We start from the raw sequence: 15,409 nt of genomic DNA, 5'->3' as shown, positions 1-15,409 counted from the left end.
TAGCTTACTTTTCCACCTTATCCACAAGACCTACTACTACTACTATTTTTATAATTACTAAATAAAGGAGTTCTCATGATAAAATTCTCAATAAATAAAGCTTTATTCTTACAAGCATTAACAGCCACTAAACGTGCTATTGCAAGTAAGAATGCTATTCCGGTATTATCTACAATCAAAATTGTAGTTTTGGATAAAGCTATCACTCTAACTGGTTCAAATGGACAAATCTCAATTGAAAATACTATCCCAGTTTCTAATGAAAATGCTGGCTTGTTGATAACTTCAACTGGTTCAATTTTGCTAGAAGCTAATTTCTTTATCAATATTGTTTCCAGTCTTCCAGATGTTACTCTTGATTTTGAAGAAATTGCTCACCATCAAGTTGTCTTAACAAGTGGTAAATCTGAAATTACACTAAAAGGAAAAGACGTTGATCTCTATCCTCGATTGCAAGAAGTAGCAACTGAGAGTCCTTTAGTTCTTGAAACAAAATTATTGAAATCAATCATTGCTGAAACAGCTTTTGCTGCTAGTTTACAAGAAAGTCGTCCGATTTTGACAGGTGTTCATATGGTTCTCAGCAACCATAAAGAATACAAAGCTGTTGCAACAGACTCACACCGTATGAGTCAGCGTAAGATTACTTTAGAAAATGTTGCAAGTGATTTTGATGTTGTTATTCCAAGTAAGTCCCTGCGCGAATTTTCAGCCGTTTTTACGGACGATGTTGAAAAGGTGGAGGTTTTCTTCTCTGCTAGCCAAATTCTCTTTAGAAGTGAGCATATTAGCTTCTATACACGTCTTTTGGAAGGAAACTACCCAGACACAGATCGTCTTTTGACAAGTAATTTTGAAACTGAAGTTGTTTTCACAACAGCTTCTCTGCGCTCTGCCATGGAACGTGCTCATTTAATTTCAAATGCAACACAAAATGGAACTGTAAAATTAGAAATCCTTGGCAATTCTGTCTCAGCTCACGTTAACTCTCCAGAAGTCGGTAAGGTAAACGAAGAATTAGACACACTTAGCATTTCAGGAAACGATTTAACAATTAGCTTTAATCCAACTTACTTGATTGAAGCCTTGAAGGCCCTGAAGAGCGAAACAGTGGTCGTTCGCTTTATTTCACCTGTAAGACCATTCACCCTTACACCAGGTGATGATAGTGAAAACTTTATCCAATTAATCACACCAGTTCGTACAAACTAAAACTATAAAAAGGTAAGAATCAGCACAGTGAAGATTGTAAGTCCATTTTCATTGTGCTTTTTGTGTGTTAGAGAATCAAAAACTTTCATTTTCATGGATTTATGCCATATCGGAATGTGGTATAATAAAGAAAAAGTATCAGGAGGTTAGCCATGTACGATTTAGGTTCTTTAGTAGAAATGAAAAAGCCACATGCCTGTACCATTAAAGCAACTGGAAAAAAAGCTAATGAATGGGAAGTAACTCGTCTAGGAGCAGATATAAAAATTCGTTGTACCAATTGCGACCACGTAGTTATGATGAGTCGTCATGACTTTGAGCGTAAGATGAAAAAGGTAATAGGCAAAAAAGACTAATACTCAAATAAAATCAAAATCAGACGAGGAAGTGAGACGGTACTAGGTTACGGTAAGTCGAAACTGACATCTATCATTTTGATTTTAAAAGATTATAAAGAGTTATTAATAAAACCTAGCTTATACCCTTATATTTTGGAATTTGCTTGTCGCTTGGCAAGCTTTTTCTTGTATTTTCTGCTATAATAGTCATGATTGAATAAAATATATGGAGAAAATAAAGAATGGCTTTAACAGCAGGTATTGTAGGTTTGCCAAACGTTGGTAAATCAACTCTTTTTAATGCAATTACAAAAGCAGGAGCGGAAGCGGCTAACTATCCTTTCGCAACTATCGACCCTAACGTTGGTATGGTAGAAGTACCAGATGAGCGTCTGCAAAAATTGACTGAGCTTATCACACCTAAAAAGACTGTTCCAACAACTTTTGAATTTACAGATATCGCAGGTATCGTTAAAGGGGCTTCAAAAGGTGAAGGCCTTGGTAACAAATTCCTTGCCAACATCCGAGAAGTGGATGCCATCGTTCATGTGGTTCGTGCCTTTGATGATGAAAATGTTATGCGTGAGCAAGGGCGTGAAGATGCCTTTGTTGATCCGCTTGCTGACATTGACACCATCAATTTGGAATTAATTTTGGCAGACCTTGAGTCAATCAATAAACGCTATGCGCGTGTTGAAAAGATGGCTCGTACCCAAAAAGACAAGGATTCTATGGCAGAATTCGCTGTTTTGGAAAAAATCAAACCAGTCTTGGAAGATGGAAAATCAGCTCGTACCGTAGAATTCACACCAGAAGAAGAAAAAATTGTTAAACAACTCTTCCTTTTGACAACAAAACCAGTTCTTTACGTGGCTAACGTTGATGAGGACAAGGTTGCCGATCCAGACGATATCGACTACGTCAAACAAATCCGTGAATTTGCAGCTACTGAAAATGCAGAGGTTGTCGTTATCTCTGCGCGTGCCGAAGAAGAAATCTCAGAATTGGATGATGAAGACAAGCAAGAATTCTTAGAAGCTATTGGCTTGACTGAATCAGGTGTTGATAAATTGACGCGAGCAGCCTATCATCTTCTTGGTCTTGGGACTTACTTTACAGCAGGTGAGAAAGAAGTACGTGCCTGGACCTTCAAACGTGGTATCAAGGCTCCTCAAGCAGCTGGTATCATCCACTCAGACTTCGAGCGAGGCTTTATCCGTGCGGTGACCATGTCTTATGAAGATTTGGTTCAATACGGTTCAGAAAAAGCTGTAAAAGAAGCAGGACGTCTTCGTGAAGAAGGTAAAGAATATGTGGTTCAAGATGGTGATATCATGGAGTTCCGCTTTAATGTCTAATTGAAATGAAATAAAGAAAGTGGTTGGAAAGTATTTTCCAGCCTCTTTGGTGTTTAAGAAAAAGTAAAACTAGAGAGGAATGAAACAAGGGACTGAGATTAAGGAGTAAAATCTCCCTAGAATGTTTTTAGCTCGCGAGCAAGAAAATATGAGTAAAGAGAAATAAAAACTCTGGATGTCATATTTTAGAGCTCAAACCTCAAACAGCTAATCGAACTGATTGGAGTTTCTATAAAAAATCCACAATCGAAAAGTCCCTTTATAAGGTAATTATGGTAAAAATGATTGTTGGTCTGGGAAATCCAGGCTCAAAATACACAGAAACACGTCACAATGTTGGTTTTATGGCAGTTGACAATATTGTAAAGAGTCTTGACGTTAAGTTTACAGAAGATAAGAATTTTAAAGCCGAGGTTGGTTCTTGTTTTATCAATGGTGAAAAAATCTATTTCGTCAAACCAACTACTTTTATGAACAATTCAGGAATTGCCGTTAAAGCTTTGCTGACTTATTTCAACATTGATAGAGAAGATTTGCTTGTCATTTATGATGATTTAGACATGGAAGTTGGCAAGATTCGTTTCCGCCAAAAGGGTTCTGCCGGTGGTCATAATGGTATCAAGTCTATTATTGCTCATCTTGGAACACAAGAGTTTGATCGTATTAAGATTGGCGTAGGTCGTCCTCAGCAGGGAATGACTGTAGTCAACCATGTTTTAGGCAAATTCTCAACTGATGAAAAGATTATTATTTTAAACACTTTAGATAAAGTTGACAGTGCTGTAAACTTCTATTTACAAGAGTCTGATTTTGAAAAAGTGATGCGAAAGTTTAATGGGTAAGCTATGAATATTATCGATCTATTTAGTCAGAGCAAAGCCATTCAAAACTGGCACTCAGGTTTATCGACTTTGGGCCGTCAGCTGGTCATGGGCTTCTCAGGTTCAAGTCGGGCAGTAGCCATGGCTTCTGCCTATCAGGTTAATGAAGAGAAAATTGTCATCATGACCTCAACACAGAATGAGGCCGAGAAACTGGCGAGTGATTTATCTGCCCTAATCGGTGAAGATAAAGTTTATCAGTTTTTTGCAGATGATGTAGCCGCAGCAGAATTTATCTTTGCCTCTCTTGATAAATCCTTATCACGTCTAGAGGCTTTAAATTTTTTATTGGATGACCAAAAGACAGGAATTTTAATCACAAGTTTAGTTGGCAGTCGCGTGCTCTTACCAAGCCCTGAAACCTATAAGTCTAGCCAGTTACGTCTTGAAATTGGAATGGAATATGATTTGGACCAACTGCTCAAGCTTTTAACGAGCTTGGGTTATGAGAAGGTTTCTCAAGTAGCCAGTCCAGGTCAATTCAGTAAACGTGGAGACATTTTAGATATCTACGAAATTACGGAAGAGTTGCCTTTCCGTCTTGAATTTTTTGGTGATGAGATTGATGGCATCCGTCAATTTGAAGTTGAGAGTCAAAAATCATTAGGCAACATAGACGGCTTTAAGGTCTCACCAGCTGACGATATGATTTTGACTCAAGAAGATTTTACGAGAGCAGAGTCTAAATTAGAACACCATGTTGAACTGGCTAAGGAAGATTTAAAAGCCTATCTTGAAGAAGTCTTGTCTGCCACTCGCAATGGCTATAAGCACCAAGATGTGAGAAGTTTTGCCTCATTCTTTTATGAAAAAGAGTGGACTTTGCTGGATTATATTCCAAAGGGAACCCCTCTTATCTTTGATGATTTTCAAAAAATTGTGGACAGAAATGCCAAGTTTGATTTAGAGGTTGCTAACCTCTTGACAGAAGATTTACAAAGATGTAAAGCAGTGTCAAGCCTCAATTACTTTGCTGATGTCTATAAAACTCTGAGAAATTATCAACCTGCTAGCTTCTTTTCAAATTTCCACAAAGGATTGGGAAATCTCAAATTTGACAAGTTACACAATGTCACTCAATATCCCATGCAGGAGTTTTTCAACCAATTCCCGCTATTAATTGATGAAATTCATCGTTACCAGAAATCAAAAGCAACGATTTTAGTGCAAGCGGATTCCAAACATGGTCTGGAACGTCTCCAAGAAACCTTACAAGAGTATGGTCTAGAATTACCCGTCAGTGAGGCAGATTCTCTAAAAGCAAAAGAAGCGCAGCTGATTGTTGGCAATTTGGCTCAGGGCTTCTATTTTGCGGATGAGAAATTGGTTCTCATCACCGAGCATGAAATTTACCATAAGAAAATCAAGCGTAAAATTCGTCGTTCAAATATTTCTAATGCTGAGCGCCTCAAAGATTACAATGAGCTGTCAAAAGGTGATTATGTGGTCCACCATGTCCATGGTATTGGTAAATTTTTGGGTATTGAAACCATTAAAATTAAGGGTGTTCACCGTGACTATTTGACCATCCAGTATCAGGATGCCGCCTCCATTTCACTTCCGGTTGAGCAAATTGAGAGCTTGTCCAAATACGTATCAGCTGACGGTAAAGAACCTAAAATCAATAAACTCAACGATGGCCGTTTCCAAAAGACTAAACAAAAAGTCAGCAAACAAGTGGAAGACATCGCTGATGATCTCCTGAAATTGTATGCAGAACGCAGTCAGCTTAAGGGCTTTGCCTTTTCACCTGACGATGACTTGCAAAATGACTTTGACAATGACTTTGCCTATGTCGAAACAGAAGATCAACTCCGATCTATCAAGGAAATCAAACTAGATATGGAACAGGAAAAACCGATGGACCGCCTTTTAGTTGGTGACGTTGGTTTTGGTAAGACAGAGGTGGCCATGCGGGCTGCTTTCAAGGCTGTCAATGACCATAAACAGGTTGCTGTCCTCGTCCCAACTACTGTTTTGGCTCAGCAGCATTACGCAAACTTTGCCGAGCGCTTTGACAACTATCCTGTCAACGTGGATGTTCTCAGCCGCTTCCGCAGCAAGAAGGAACAAACTGAGACCCTGGAAAAACTAAAAAATGGTCAGGTTGATATTATCATCGGAACCCATCGTCTCCTATCAAAAGACGTTGAATTTTCTGATTTAGGTCTTATCGTTATCGATGAGGAACAACGTTTCGGGGTTAAGCACAAGGAAAAACTCAAAGAGCTCAAGACCAAGGTAGATGTCTTAACCTTGACAGCCACACCTATTCCAAGAACCCTCCACATGTCTATGCTGGGAATCCGTGATTTGTCTGTCATTGAGACCCCACCTACCAATCGTTATCCTGTCCAAACCTATGTTTTAGAAACCAATCCTGGTCTGGTTCGCGAAGCTATTATCCGTGAAATGGACCGTGGCGGTCAGGTTTTCTATGTTTACAACCGCGTTGACACCATTGACCAGAAGGTAGCCGAACTGCAAGAGTTGGTTCCAGAAGCTTCCATTGGTTTTGTCCATGGACAGATGAGCGAGATCCAACTGGAAAACACCCTTATGGACTTTATTGACGGGGCTTACGACGTCTTGGTTGCGACAACCATTATTGAAACTGGGGTAGATATTTCCAATGTTAACACCCTCTTTATTGAGAATGCTGACTACATGGGACTGTCAACTCTCTATCAACTTCGCGGTCGCGTTGGCCGTTCTAACCGCATCGCCTATGCTTACCTCATGTACCGTCCTGATAAGGTTCTGACCGAAGTTTCCGAAAAGCGTCTGGATGCCATCAAGGGCTTTACAGAGCTAGGTTCTGGCTTTAAGATTGCCATGCGCGACCTGTCTATCCGTGGGGCAGGTAATATTTTGGGAGCATCGCAGAGCGGTTTCATTGACTCCGTTGGATTTGAGATGTACTCTCAGTTGCTTGAAGAAGCCATTGCTAAGAAGCAGGGCATTTCCCAAGCAAGACGTAAGGGCAATGCAGAAATCAACCTACAAATTGATGCCTATCTGCCTAATGACTACATCAATGATGAACGTCAAAAAATCGATATTTACAAACGCATTCGTTCTATTGAAAATCGCCAAGATTATCAAAATCTGCAAGATGAGCTTATCGACCGTTTTGGTGACTATCCAGATCAGGTAGCCTATCTCATCGAAATTGGATTGCTCAAGCATTATATGGACGCTGCCTTTGCTGAATTAGTTGAGCGTAAACAGGATGCCATAGCTATCCGTTTTGAAAAAGCTTCGCTGCAATACTATCTAACCCAAGATTACTTTGAAGCCATTTCTAAGACAAATCTCAAGGCTAGAATTGGTGAAAATAAAGGCAAAATCGAAATTGTCTTCGATGTCCGTCGAAAGAAGGACTACGAAATTTTAGAAGAACTCATGAATTTTGCTGCCATGCTAACTGAAATAAAGGCAAGAAAAGCTGAAGAAAACTAGTTGTCAAAGACTTTTGACAAAGAAAAAGCGCTCATGACAAAGAGATTTTATGGTAAACTTTTTTTAAAAGAATAGACTGGCATTATCAAGGAGAATAAAAATGGAACTTGAAAAGAGATTAGTTGAATTGAGAAAGGAAAAAAATCTTTCTCAGGAAGAGTTGGCAGAAAAACTCTATGTTTCACGTCAAACCATCTCCTGCACAGTAGCTGATTGAACTTTCTTGTGTCCTTTCGGCCACAGCGAAAATTCTAATCACCCTTGCGGGGGTGCATCGACGAAATCGGAGATTTCTGACTTACCGCCTTGGAACGTGGAAAAACCTATCCGGACATCAATTCACTCTTGTTGATAGCCACCTATTTTGATATCTCCTTAGATAATCTAATAAATTGAATCCAGCCTAAAACGCTGAATGAAAAAGATAGCCTGCCTAGTGTCTGGCAACACTGCGTTAGGCTCCTATTTTCATTTGGCGTTTTTTCGGCTTTGATATCTTGATAAAGGAGATGTTGATATTATGAAACATCAGGTTGACCAGTCACAGTTTAAGAAATGGCTTATTTTTGGTGGTATTTCTTTCTTTATTTTCTCAGTTGTCATCCCGACACGCTATTTATTTGATGTGGAAAATGTATCTGTGGTGCTATCTATACTTGCCATTCCAGTAGCATATTCTACCCGTGGTGCTAGTTGATAAAATACCCTAAATCATAGAGTAATATAGCTCTTTCAATCTTAGTTTGAGTAACTATTTGATGGGAGTTTAGTATCAAATTCTGAACCTCGTACAGAGAATCTTGATTCTTAGGATAATCAGGAAGGTTGATAAGATCAACTAGCACCACGGGTATATTCTATTTTTCAAGTACTCTATATAGTGAAAAACAGAAATCTACAGACTTTTACAGACATCCTTAACTTTTTCAATCCAGTGAAGAAATTCAAGTCAAGCTTTTTTAAAGAGATGGGGATTGTTTTCAGTTTATTTATTGTCGCTTGGCTCATTTTCTTTGCTGGAGCTCTTGTATCTGCTCTGTTATTTTTTAATAAGTGATTTTAGTCTGTTTATTAATTATAATCATGTTATCAAGAGAGCCTTGCTCTCTTTTTTAACATTTTGGTGACAAAATTACTTAGCTCTGCTATTTTTCAAAAAAAGTGATAAAATGAAAATGATTGACAGTTTTGAAGGGAGTCCATATGCGATTAGATAAATATCTTAAAGTATCACGAATTATCAAACGACGTCCAGTTGCTAAAGAAGTAGCTGATAAAGGACGCATCAAAGTTAACGGTATTTTGGCAAAATCTTCTACCGATTTGAAAATCAATGACCAAGTAGAGGTCCGCTTTGGTAATAAATTGCTGACAGTGCGTGTTTTGGAAATGAAAGACAGCACTAAAAAAGAAGATGCCGCCAAAATGTATGAAATTATAAGCGAAACAAGGATTGAAGCAAATGGAGAAGCCTAACGTCGTCCAATTGAATAATCAATATATTAATGACGAAAACATGCGAAAACGTTATGAAGAGGAAGAAAATCGTAAGAAAAACCGCTTCATGGGGACTGTCTTGATTTTTGTTATGTTATTGTTTATTTTGCCAGCCTATAACTTAGTAAATAGTTACATGACTTTACAAGAACGTAAGGAACAAGTTGTGAAATTGACTAGTGACTATAAAGATCTAGAAGACCAAACGACCTCAACTAAACAATTAGCAGAGCGTTTAAAGAATGAAGAATATGTCGAAAAATATGCTCGAGGCAAATTCTACCTAGCAAGGTCAGGTGAAACTATCTACCCTGTACCAAATTTATTACCGAAATAACATGGATAATTTAATTGAAACCATTGAAAAATTTCTAGCCTATTCTGATGATAAATTGGAAGAGTTAGCTGAGAAAAATCAAAAATTAAGAGAAGAAAATCATCAAATTAATGTGGATTAAAGAAAGGAGGAGATTATGAAAAAGTTATTTGCTATCTTGCTAATACCTTTTTTCTTGTCTCCTCTTTCTGTTATTAGTACTGAAAAGACAATCAGCCTTTCAAATGAAGCAAAGTATCAATTAACAGCAAGTGTGGTGACTAATACAACCTATTTTGATACCATTCCCTCAAATCCCAACTTATATTCAGATAGTAATAGCTATTCAGATCAAGCCTTGACAGTTATAGCAAAGACCCATACAGCTAATGTCCCACTGGATATTGTTGCTTTGAAAATAAATGATCAGGCCATTCCAATTTTCCAATTAGAAGATGGAAGCTATATTGAAGCCAGTCGTCAAATCATTTATGATGACATTATTATGAGTCAGCAAGAACTCCCAGTGGCTGAGTTTTGGCTTAAGGATGGCTTTAAATTCTATGACAGTCCTTATATTATGGGAACAAAGGAAGTAAAAACTAAGCTGGTTGCTTATACGAAAGTCTCTGTCAGTGAAGAAGCACAAACTTATCATGGCACTTACTATAAAGTAGATGGTCAGGGATGGATTAGCGCAGATGATATATCTGAAACTGATAATCGTATGGAAAAAGTCCAAAAAACGTTGACTCAAAAATACAACAAACCAAATTATGGTATTTATATTAAGCAACTTGGTACAAATAACTCAGCATCGCTTAATGGAGATGTAACCATGTACTCAGCTAGTGTTGCAAAATTAGCGACTCTTTATTATGTGGAGGAGCAATTGCAGAGCCAAACGATTAAACTTGATGATAAACTTAAATATACCTCTGATGTTAATAGTTTTGCTAAAGCATACGATCCATCAGGAAGTGGTAAAATTAGTAAAACTGCTGATAATAAGGACTACACAATAGAAAACTTACTAAAAGCAGTCGCTCAGAATTCTGACAATGTCGCCACTAATGTCTTAGGTTATTACATCGCTAATCAATACGATAATGATTTTCAATCAACAATCTCTAGTTTGATAGGGACTGACTTTGACATGAAGGAAAGGAAACTGTCCGCTAAATCAGCTGCTAATCTTATGGAAGCAATTTATTATCAAAATGGAGATATCATTAACTATCTTTCAAATACAGACTTTGATAATACCCGCATCTCTAAAGATATTTCAGTTCAAGTTGCTCATAAAATAGGCGATGCATATGATTTTAAACACGATGTGGCAATAGTTTATGCAGATGAACCATTTATCATCTCTGTTTTCACAAACAATGCTTCTTACACTGATATTACTAACATCGCTAATGATGTCTACGCCATTTTAAAATAACATGTACACAACAATTTTTAAACACATTCAAAAATTAGCTTATTTTGAGAAACATCAAAAAGTTTTAATAGCAGTATCCAGTGGAGTAGATTCAATGAATTTACTGCACTTTTTGCATTTATATCAGGAAAAATTAAATATTCACCTTGGAATTGCTCACATTAATCATAAACAGAGACCGGAATCTGAAGAAGAGGAATCCTATCTACGTGAATGGGCTAAATTACAGAATATTCCAATCTATATTTCTCATTTTTCAGGCATTTTTTCGGAAAAGGCTGCGCGTGATTTTCGTTATCAATTTTTTAAGAAGATAATGGCAGAGCATCATTATACTGCTTTAGTAACAGCACATCATGCAGATGATCAAGCTGAGACAATCTTTATGCGCTTATTGAGAGGGAGCCGTCTGAGACATCTAGCGGGAATACAAGCGGTGCAAGATTTTGGAGATGGTCAGCTTATTAGACCGTTTCTTGAAATTCCTAAAAGAGACTTACCAGATATTTTTCATTTTGAAGATGATTCCAATAAGAGTCTGGATTACTTGAGAAATAGAATTCGAAATCACTATTTTCCTGAGTTAGAATTGGAAAATCCACAGATAAAAAGTGCTATGAGGGATCTATCGCAAGAAAGCCAGTTAGTCTTTCAAGCATTGAGAGATTTGACCGCAAAAATAGATAAAACAAATTGCCTAGAATTTCTTAGTCAGACTGAAGCAGTTCAGGACTTTTTACTTCAAGAGTATCTAGAACAATTTTCAGATTTACAAATCTCTCGCAAACAATTTCAAGAACTATTACACATCATTAGGACTAAAGAAAACTTTAACTACAAAATTAAAGGAAACTATCATCTAATAAAAACAAAAACTGACATTCAGATTAAAAAAATCAGTCTCGAGACCGATAGGGAGAAAAGCCCAAAAGTGCTAGAATATGACAATGTTGTTGAATACAAGCAATACCGTTTTAGTTTTCAAGAACTTTCTACTCAATCTAATTCTCTTCTATTATATAGTGATAGTCCCATTACGCTTAGGGGACGTCAAGAAGGAGATAGCATTGATTTCGGAACATTTTCAAAAAAAATTCGTAGACTTTTTATAGATGAAAAGATTTCATTAGAAAATCGAGAAAAAGCTATTATTGGCCAACAAGATGGCGAAATTATTTTTGTACTAGTCAATGATAAAACTTATTTGAGAAAAGCCCCCAAAGATGGTATAATGAAAGCCAAACTGTATATTGAAAAATTAGAATAGGTGATGCTATGCTTGAACAAGATATTAAAAAAGTTCTTTACACTGAAGAAGATATTATTGCTAAAACTAAGGAGCTTGGAGCTCAGTTAACTAAGGATTATGCAGGAAAGAATCCTTTACTAGTTGGTGTCCTCAAAGGTTCAGTACCATTCATGGCTGAATTAATGAAACATATTGATGCTCATGTTGAAATTGACTTTATGGTTGTTTCTAGCTACCATGGCGGAACAACAAGCAGCGGTGAGGTTAAAATCCTTAAAGACGTTGACACAAACGTAGAAGGTCGTGATGTTGTATTTATAGAAGACATCATTGATACAGGACGCACTCTTAAATACCTACGTGATATGTTTAAGTACCGTCAGGCAAATTCAGTTAAAATTGCAACACTCTTTGACAAACCAGAGGGGCGTGTTGTTGAAATTGATGCGGATTATGTTTGTTATGATGTACCAAATGAATTTATCGTAGGATTTGGTCTGGATTATGCTGAGAACTACCGTAATTTGCCATATGTAGGCGTCCTAAAAGAAGAAGTCTATTCAAAATAGAAAGTCGTTTATTACTATATGAAAAATAATAGAAATAATGGTTTTGTAAAAAATTCCTTTCTATATATCTTGGTGATTGTTGCACTGGTAACATCATTCCAATATTATTTAAGAGGAACAGGTACACAAAGCCAACAAATTAGTTACTCTACTTTGGTGAAACAAATCAAAGATGGAGATATTAAATCAATCACTTATCAACCAAGTGGTAGTATTATTGAGATTAGTGGCGAATACGAAAAAGCTAAGGAAATTGAGACACAACCAAGTCTTTCATTTTTCGAGAGTTCGAATAAAGCAACTGTAACGCATTTTACGTCAATTATTCTACCAAGTGATTCTTCTATCGAAAAAATTACTAGTGCAGCCGAGGATGCTGATGTAAAAGTAACCGTTAAACAAGAAAGCTCAAGCGGAACTTGGATTAGCTATATTGTAAGCTTCCTCCCATTAATGATTTTTGCAATCTTCATGATGATGATGATGAATCAAGGTGGAGGCGGTGCACGAGGAGCTATGAGTTTTGGTAAAAATCGTGCCAAGACACAAAGCAAGGGTGACATTAAAGTCCGTTTCTCTGATGTAGCCGGTGCAGAAGAAGAAAAACAAGAACTTGTTGAAGTTGTTGACTTCTTGAAAAATCCTAAAAAATATAAAGCACTAGGTGCCCGTATTCCAGCAGGAGTCCTTCTTGAGGGACCTCCAGGAACAGGTAAAACTCTATTGGCAAAAGCTGTCGCAGGTGAAGCGGGAGTCCCATTCTTTAGCATCTCAGGTTCTGATTTTGTCGAAATGTTTGTTGGTGTTGGTGCAAGCCGTGTCCGTTCACTCTTTGAAGATGCTAAAAAGGCAGAGCGTGCAATCATTTTCATTGATGAAATTGATGCTGTCGGACGCCGTCGTGGTGCCGGAATGGGTGGCGGAAATGACGAACGTGAACAAACTCTTAACCAACTTTTGATTGAGATGGATGGTTTTGAAGGTAATGAAAGCATTATTGTCATTGCTGCGACAAACCGTAGTGACGTTCTTGATCCAGCCCTTCTTCGTCCAGGACGTTTTGACCGTAAAGTTCTCGTTGGAAGTCCAGATGTTAAAGGCCGTGAAGCTATCCTTCGTGTTCATGCTAAAAACAAACCATTGGCAGATGATGTTGATTTGAAAGTTGTTGCACAACAAACACCAGGCTTTGTCGGTGCTGACCTTGAAAATGTTTTGAACGAAGCTGCTCTTGTTGCAGCACGTCGTAACAAAAAACTTATTGATGCTTCTGATATTGACGAAGCAGAAGACCGCGTCATCGCAGGACCATCTAAGAAAGATAAAACAGTTTCTAAGAGGGATCGTGAAATTGTTGCCTACCATGAAGCTGGTCACACAATCGTAGGTCTCGTACTTTCTAATGCTCGTGTTGTGCATAAAGTAACTATCGTTCCGCGTGGTCGTGCGGGAGGTTATATGATTGCCCTACCTAAAGAAGATCAAATGCTCCTATCTAAAGATGATATGAAGGAGCAATTGGCAGGACTTATGGGTGGTCGTGTTGCTGAAGAGATTATCTTTAACGTTCAGACAACAGGTGCCTCAAATGACTTTGAACAGGCTAGTGCTATGGCTCGTGCTATGGTAACAGAATATGGTATGAGTGAAAAACTTGGACCAGTTCAATATGCAGGAAGCCATGCCATGATGGCAGGACAAATTAGCCCAGAGAAGACTTATTCTGAAGAAACAGCGAAGATGATTGATGACGAAGTACGAGAACTACTCAATGATGCTCGTAATAAAGCTGCTGATATTATCCAAGGTAATCGCGAAGCACATAAACTAATTGCAGAAGCTCTTCTTAAATATGAGACGCTCGATGCTGCTCAAATTAAATCAATCTATGAGACAGGTAAAATGCCTAATGAATTAGAAAATGACAACGAGGAAGCACATGCACTTTCTTATGAAGAAGTAAAAGAAAAAATGGCTGAAGAAAACAGTAATAATCAGTAATAAGGAAACTGTTTCAATAAATTACATATAATAACACATTGAGAGAAGTACAAACTTCTCTCTTTTTATATAGAGGAAATTTCTAAAATAATCAAACTTTTACCACAAGAATAAAACTCTTTGAAAATCAAAATGATACATCGTTGAGGCTCCTCTCCCACCTCCATGTATGTATGTAGGTATTTGTCAGTTTGCCTTCTCTGACAAGGTTACAAAGGAGACAATAAGCCATGAAAAAGTTGTATTAGGAAATATATCATGATCAATGGAGCAGTCAAGGTCACAAGAAAACGACTGATATCACTTCTAAGTTCAAGATTACCAATATTAAGAACATTACTAGTTCAGTAAGAGTGATTATTTTATATTTTAAATGAATTGTATATACTTGAAATACTCAATATACTCATTATCAATTTTGAAATCATCTTCCATAGATAAAAAATATAAAGATATTAAGAATTAACAAAAATTAACGGTAATATTCTCAAATAATCAGAAATATAAACAGGTAAGGAGCTAGGTTCTGATTTATCGAGCATATTTCATTTGATATAACAGGATAGATATATTTGATTCCTTTACACCTGAACTAGGAAAGATATCATTACTAGTAAAGAGGGTTAAGTACTAATTCTTAGTCTTGTATTTTCATATATAACTTCACGAATCGAGTCAAAATGATGCAACAATATTTAAAGAGACTTTAGAAAGAATGAAACTTTCTATGATAAAGGAGTCAAAAGAAAAAGAAAATGAAAAAAAGAAATTGAAAACTTTCAAAAAAATATTTCAAATCTGTTGACATGAAACTCTGACTTTGGTATACTAAGTAAGTTGTCAAAAGCCAGACGGTTAAGAGAGTTGAGCAAAAAAAATCTCACAAAGTTCTTGACAGAGCGTCTAGGATTTGATAGAATAATAAAGCTGTCAAACGAGAGCGGTAAAGCATTTGTCAAAACTTTTTTTAAAAAAAGAGTTGACAAACTTGCTAGAGTTTGATAGACTATAGAAGTTGTCTTAAAGAAGACAAAGACCTTTGAGAACTGAACAAGAAGACGAACCAAACGTGCGGGTTA

Annotated in this window: 13 protein-coding genes and 1 pseudogene; all 14 read left to right on the top strand. The window is 37.1% G+C overall.

The window, feature by feature from the left end; all coding sequences use genetic code 11:
- Positions 1 to 75: 75 nt before the first annotated feature.
- The 14 genes and pseudogenes from dnaN (at position 76) to ftsH (ending at position 14,330) form a co-directional block, all read left to right on the top strand.
- Positions 76 to 1,212, top strand: coding sequence for a DNA polymerase III subunit beta (gene dnaN / locus F601_RS0105735; protein ID WP_018164714.1), 1,137 nt, complete (start codon positions 76 to 78; stop codon positions 1,210 to 1,212).
- Positions 1,213 to 1,364: 152 nt separating this feature from the next.
- On the top strand, positions 1,365 to 1,568 hold the full coding sequence (locus tag F601_RS0105730) for a DUF951 domain-containing protein (RefSeq protein ID WP_018164713.1): 204 nt from the start codon (positions 1,365 to 1,367) through the stop codon (positions 1,566 to 1,568).
- A gap of 224 nt (positions 1,569 to 1,792) precedes the next feature.
- Entirely contained in the window at positions 1,793 to 2,908 is a 1,116-nt protein-coding gene (ychF, locus tag F601_RS0105725) for a redox-regulated ATPase YchF (protein ID WP_018164712.1), read from the top strand.
- Between the two features lie 272 nt (positions 2,909 to 3,180).
- Entirely contained in the window at positions 3,181 to 3,750 is a 570-nt protein-coding gene (pth, locus tag F601_RS0105720) for an aminoacyl-tRNA hydrolase (RefSeq protein WP_018164711.1), read from the top strand.
- 3 nt (positions 3,751 to 3,753) lie between these two features.
- Positions 3,754 to 7,251 (top strand): transcription-repair coupling factor, encoded by a 3,498-nt coding sequence (gene mfd, locus F601_RS0105715; RefSeq protein ID WP_018164710.1) that lies wholly within the window; start codon positions 3,754 to 3,756, stop codon positions 7,249 to 7,251.
- Between the two features lie 100 nt (positions 7,252 to 7,351).
- A pseudogene (locus F601_RS12900) lies at positions 7,352 to 7,450 on the top strand (helix-turn-helix transcriptional regulator); the annotation flags it as partial.
- A gap of 321 nt (positions 7,451 to 7,771) precedes the next feature.
- A complete protein-coding gene (locus tag F601_RS13095) occupies positions 7,772 to 7,948 on the top strand; it encodes an ABC-2 transporter permease (protein WP_018164708.1) in 177 nt (58 codons plus the stop codon).
- A 506-nt stretch (positions 7,949 to 8,454) separates the two neighbouring features.
- Complete coding sequence (locus tag F601_RS0105700; protein WP_018164707.1) at positions 8,455 to 8,727, top strand: RNA-binding S4 domain-containing protein; 273 nt, start codon at positions 8,455 to 8,457, stop codon at positions 8,725 to 8,727.
- Positions 8,714 to 9,085, top strand: coding sequence for an FtsB family cell division protein (locus F601_RS0105695; RefSeq protein ID WP_018164706.1), 372 nt, complete (start codon positions 8,714 to 8,716; stop codon positions 9,083 to 9,085). The genes F601_RS0105700 and F601_RS0105695 overlap by 14 nt, the downstream gene beginning before the upstream one ends.
- A 1-nt stretch (position 9,086) precedes the next feature.
- On the top strand, positions 9,087 to 9,206 hold the full coding sequence (locus F601_RS12380) for an SP_0009 family protein (RefSeq protein WP_018164705.1): 120 nt from the start codon (positions 9,087 to 9,089) through the stop codon (positions 9,204 to 9,206).
- Positions 9,207 to 9,221: 15 nt separating this feature from the next.
- Positions 9,222 to 10,511, top strand: coding sequence for a serine hydrolase (locus F601_RS0105685; RefSeq protein ID WP_018164704.1), 1,290 nt, complete (start codon positions 9,222 to 9,224; stop codon positions 10,509 to 10,511).
- A 1-nt stretch (position 10,512) separates the two neighbouring features.
- Positions 10,513 to 11,778 (top strand): tRNA lysidine(34) synthetase TilS, encoded by a 1,266-nt coding sequence (gene tilS / locus F601_RS0105680; protein WP_026183127.1) that lies wholly within the window; start codon positions 10,513 to 10,515, stop codon positions 11,776 to 11,778.
- A gap of 8 nt (positions 11,779 to 11,786) precedes the next feature.
- Positions 11,787 to 12,329 (top strand): hypoxanthine phosphoribosyltransferase, encoded by a 543-nt coding sequence (gene hpt / locus F601_RS0105675; protein WP_018164702.1) that lies wholly within the window; start codon positions 11,787 to 11,789, stop codon positions 12,327 to 12,329.
- Between the two features lie 18 nt (positions 12,330 to 12,347).
- On the top strand, positions 12,348 to 14,330 hold the full coding sequence (ftsH, locus tag F601_RS0105670; RefSeq protein ID WP_018164701.1) for an ATP-dependent zinc metalloprotease FtsH: 1,983 nt from the start codon (positions 12,348 to 12,350) through the stop codon (positions 14,328 to 14,330).
- Positions 14,331 to 15,409: the final 1,079 nt, after the last annotated feature.

The organism is Streptococcus henryi DSM 19005 (assembly GCF_000376985.1).
Classification (GTDB): Bacteria; Bacillota; Bacilli; order Lactobacillales; family Streptococcaceae; genus Streptococcus; species Streptococcus henryi.
The sequence above is the reverse complement of the archived record's forward strand: the minus strand, read 5'-3'. Positions and strand labels throughout refer to the sequence as shown.

Coding starts and splice junctions, on each gene's coding strand:
- mfd (WP_018164710.1), top strand. CDS start 3,754: ATGAATATTATCGATCTATTTAGTCAGAGCAAAGCCATTCAAAACTGG.
- pth (WP_018164711.1), top strand. CDS start 3,181: ATGGTAAAAATGATTGTTGGTCTGGGAAATCCAGGCTCAAAATACACA.
- ychF (WP_018164712.1), top strand. CDS start 1,793: ATGGCTTTAACAGCAGGTATTGTAGGTTTGCCAAACGTTGGTAAATCA.
- F601_RS13095 (WP_018164708.1), top strand. CDS start 7,772: ATGAAACATCAGGTTGACCAGTCACAGTTTAAGAAATGGCTTATTTTT.
- F601_RS0105695 (WP_018164706.1), top strand. CDS start 8,714: ATGGAGAAGCCTAACGTCGTCCAATTGAATAATCAATATATTAATGAC.
- tilS (WP_026183127.1), top strand. CDS start 10,513: ATGTACACAACAATTTTTAAACACATTCAAAAATTAGCTTATTTTGAG.
- F601_RS0105685 (WP_018164704.1), top strand. CDS start 9,222: ATGAAAAAGTTATTTGCTATCTTGCTAATACCTTTTTTCTTGTCTCCT.
- dnaN (WP_018164714.1), top strand. CDS start 76: ATGATAAAATTCTCAATAAATAAAGCTTTATTCTTACAAGCATTAACA.
- F601_RS0105700 (WP_018164707.1), top strand. CDS start 8,455: ATGCGATTAGATAAATATCTTAAAGTATCACGAATTATCAAACGACGT.
- hpt (WP_018164702.1), top strand. CDS start 11,787: ATGCTTGAACAAGATATTAAAAAAGTTCTTTACACTGAAGAAGATATT.
- ftsH (WP_018164701.1), top strand. CDS start 12,348: ATGAAAAATAATAGAAATAATGGTTTTGTAAAAAATTCCTTTCTATAT.
- F601_RS0105730 (WP_018164713.1), top strand. CDS start 1,365: ATGTACGATTTAGGTTCTTTAGTAGAAATGAAAAAGCCACATGCCTGT.
- F601_RS12380 (WP_018164705.1), top strand. CDS start 9,087: ATGGATAATTTAATTGAAACCATTGAAAAATTTCTAGCCTATTCTGAT.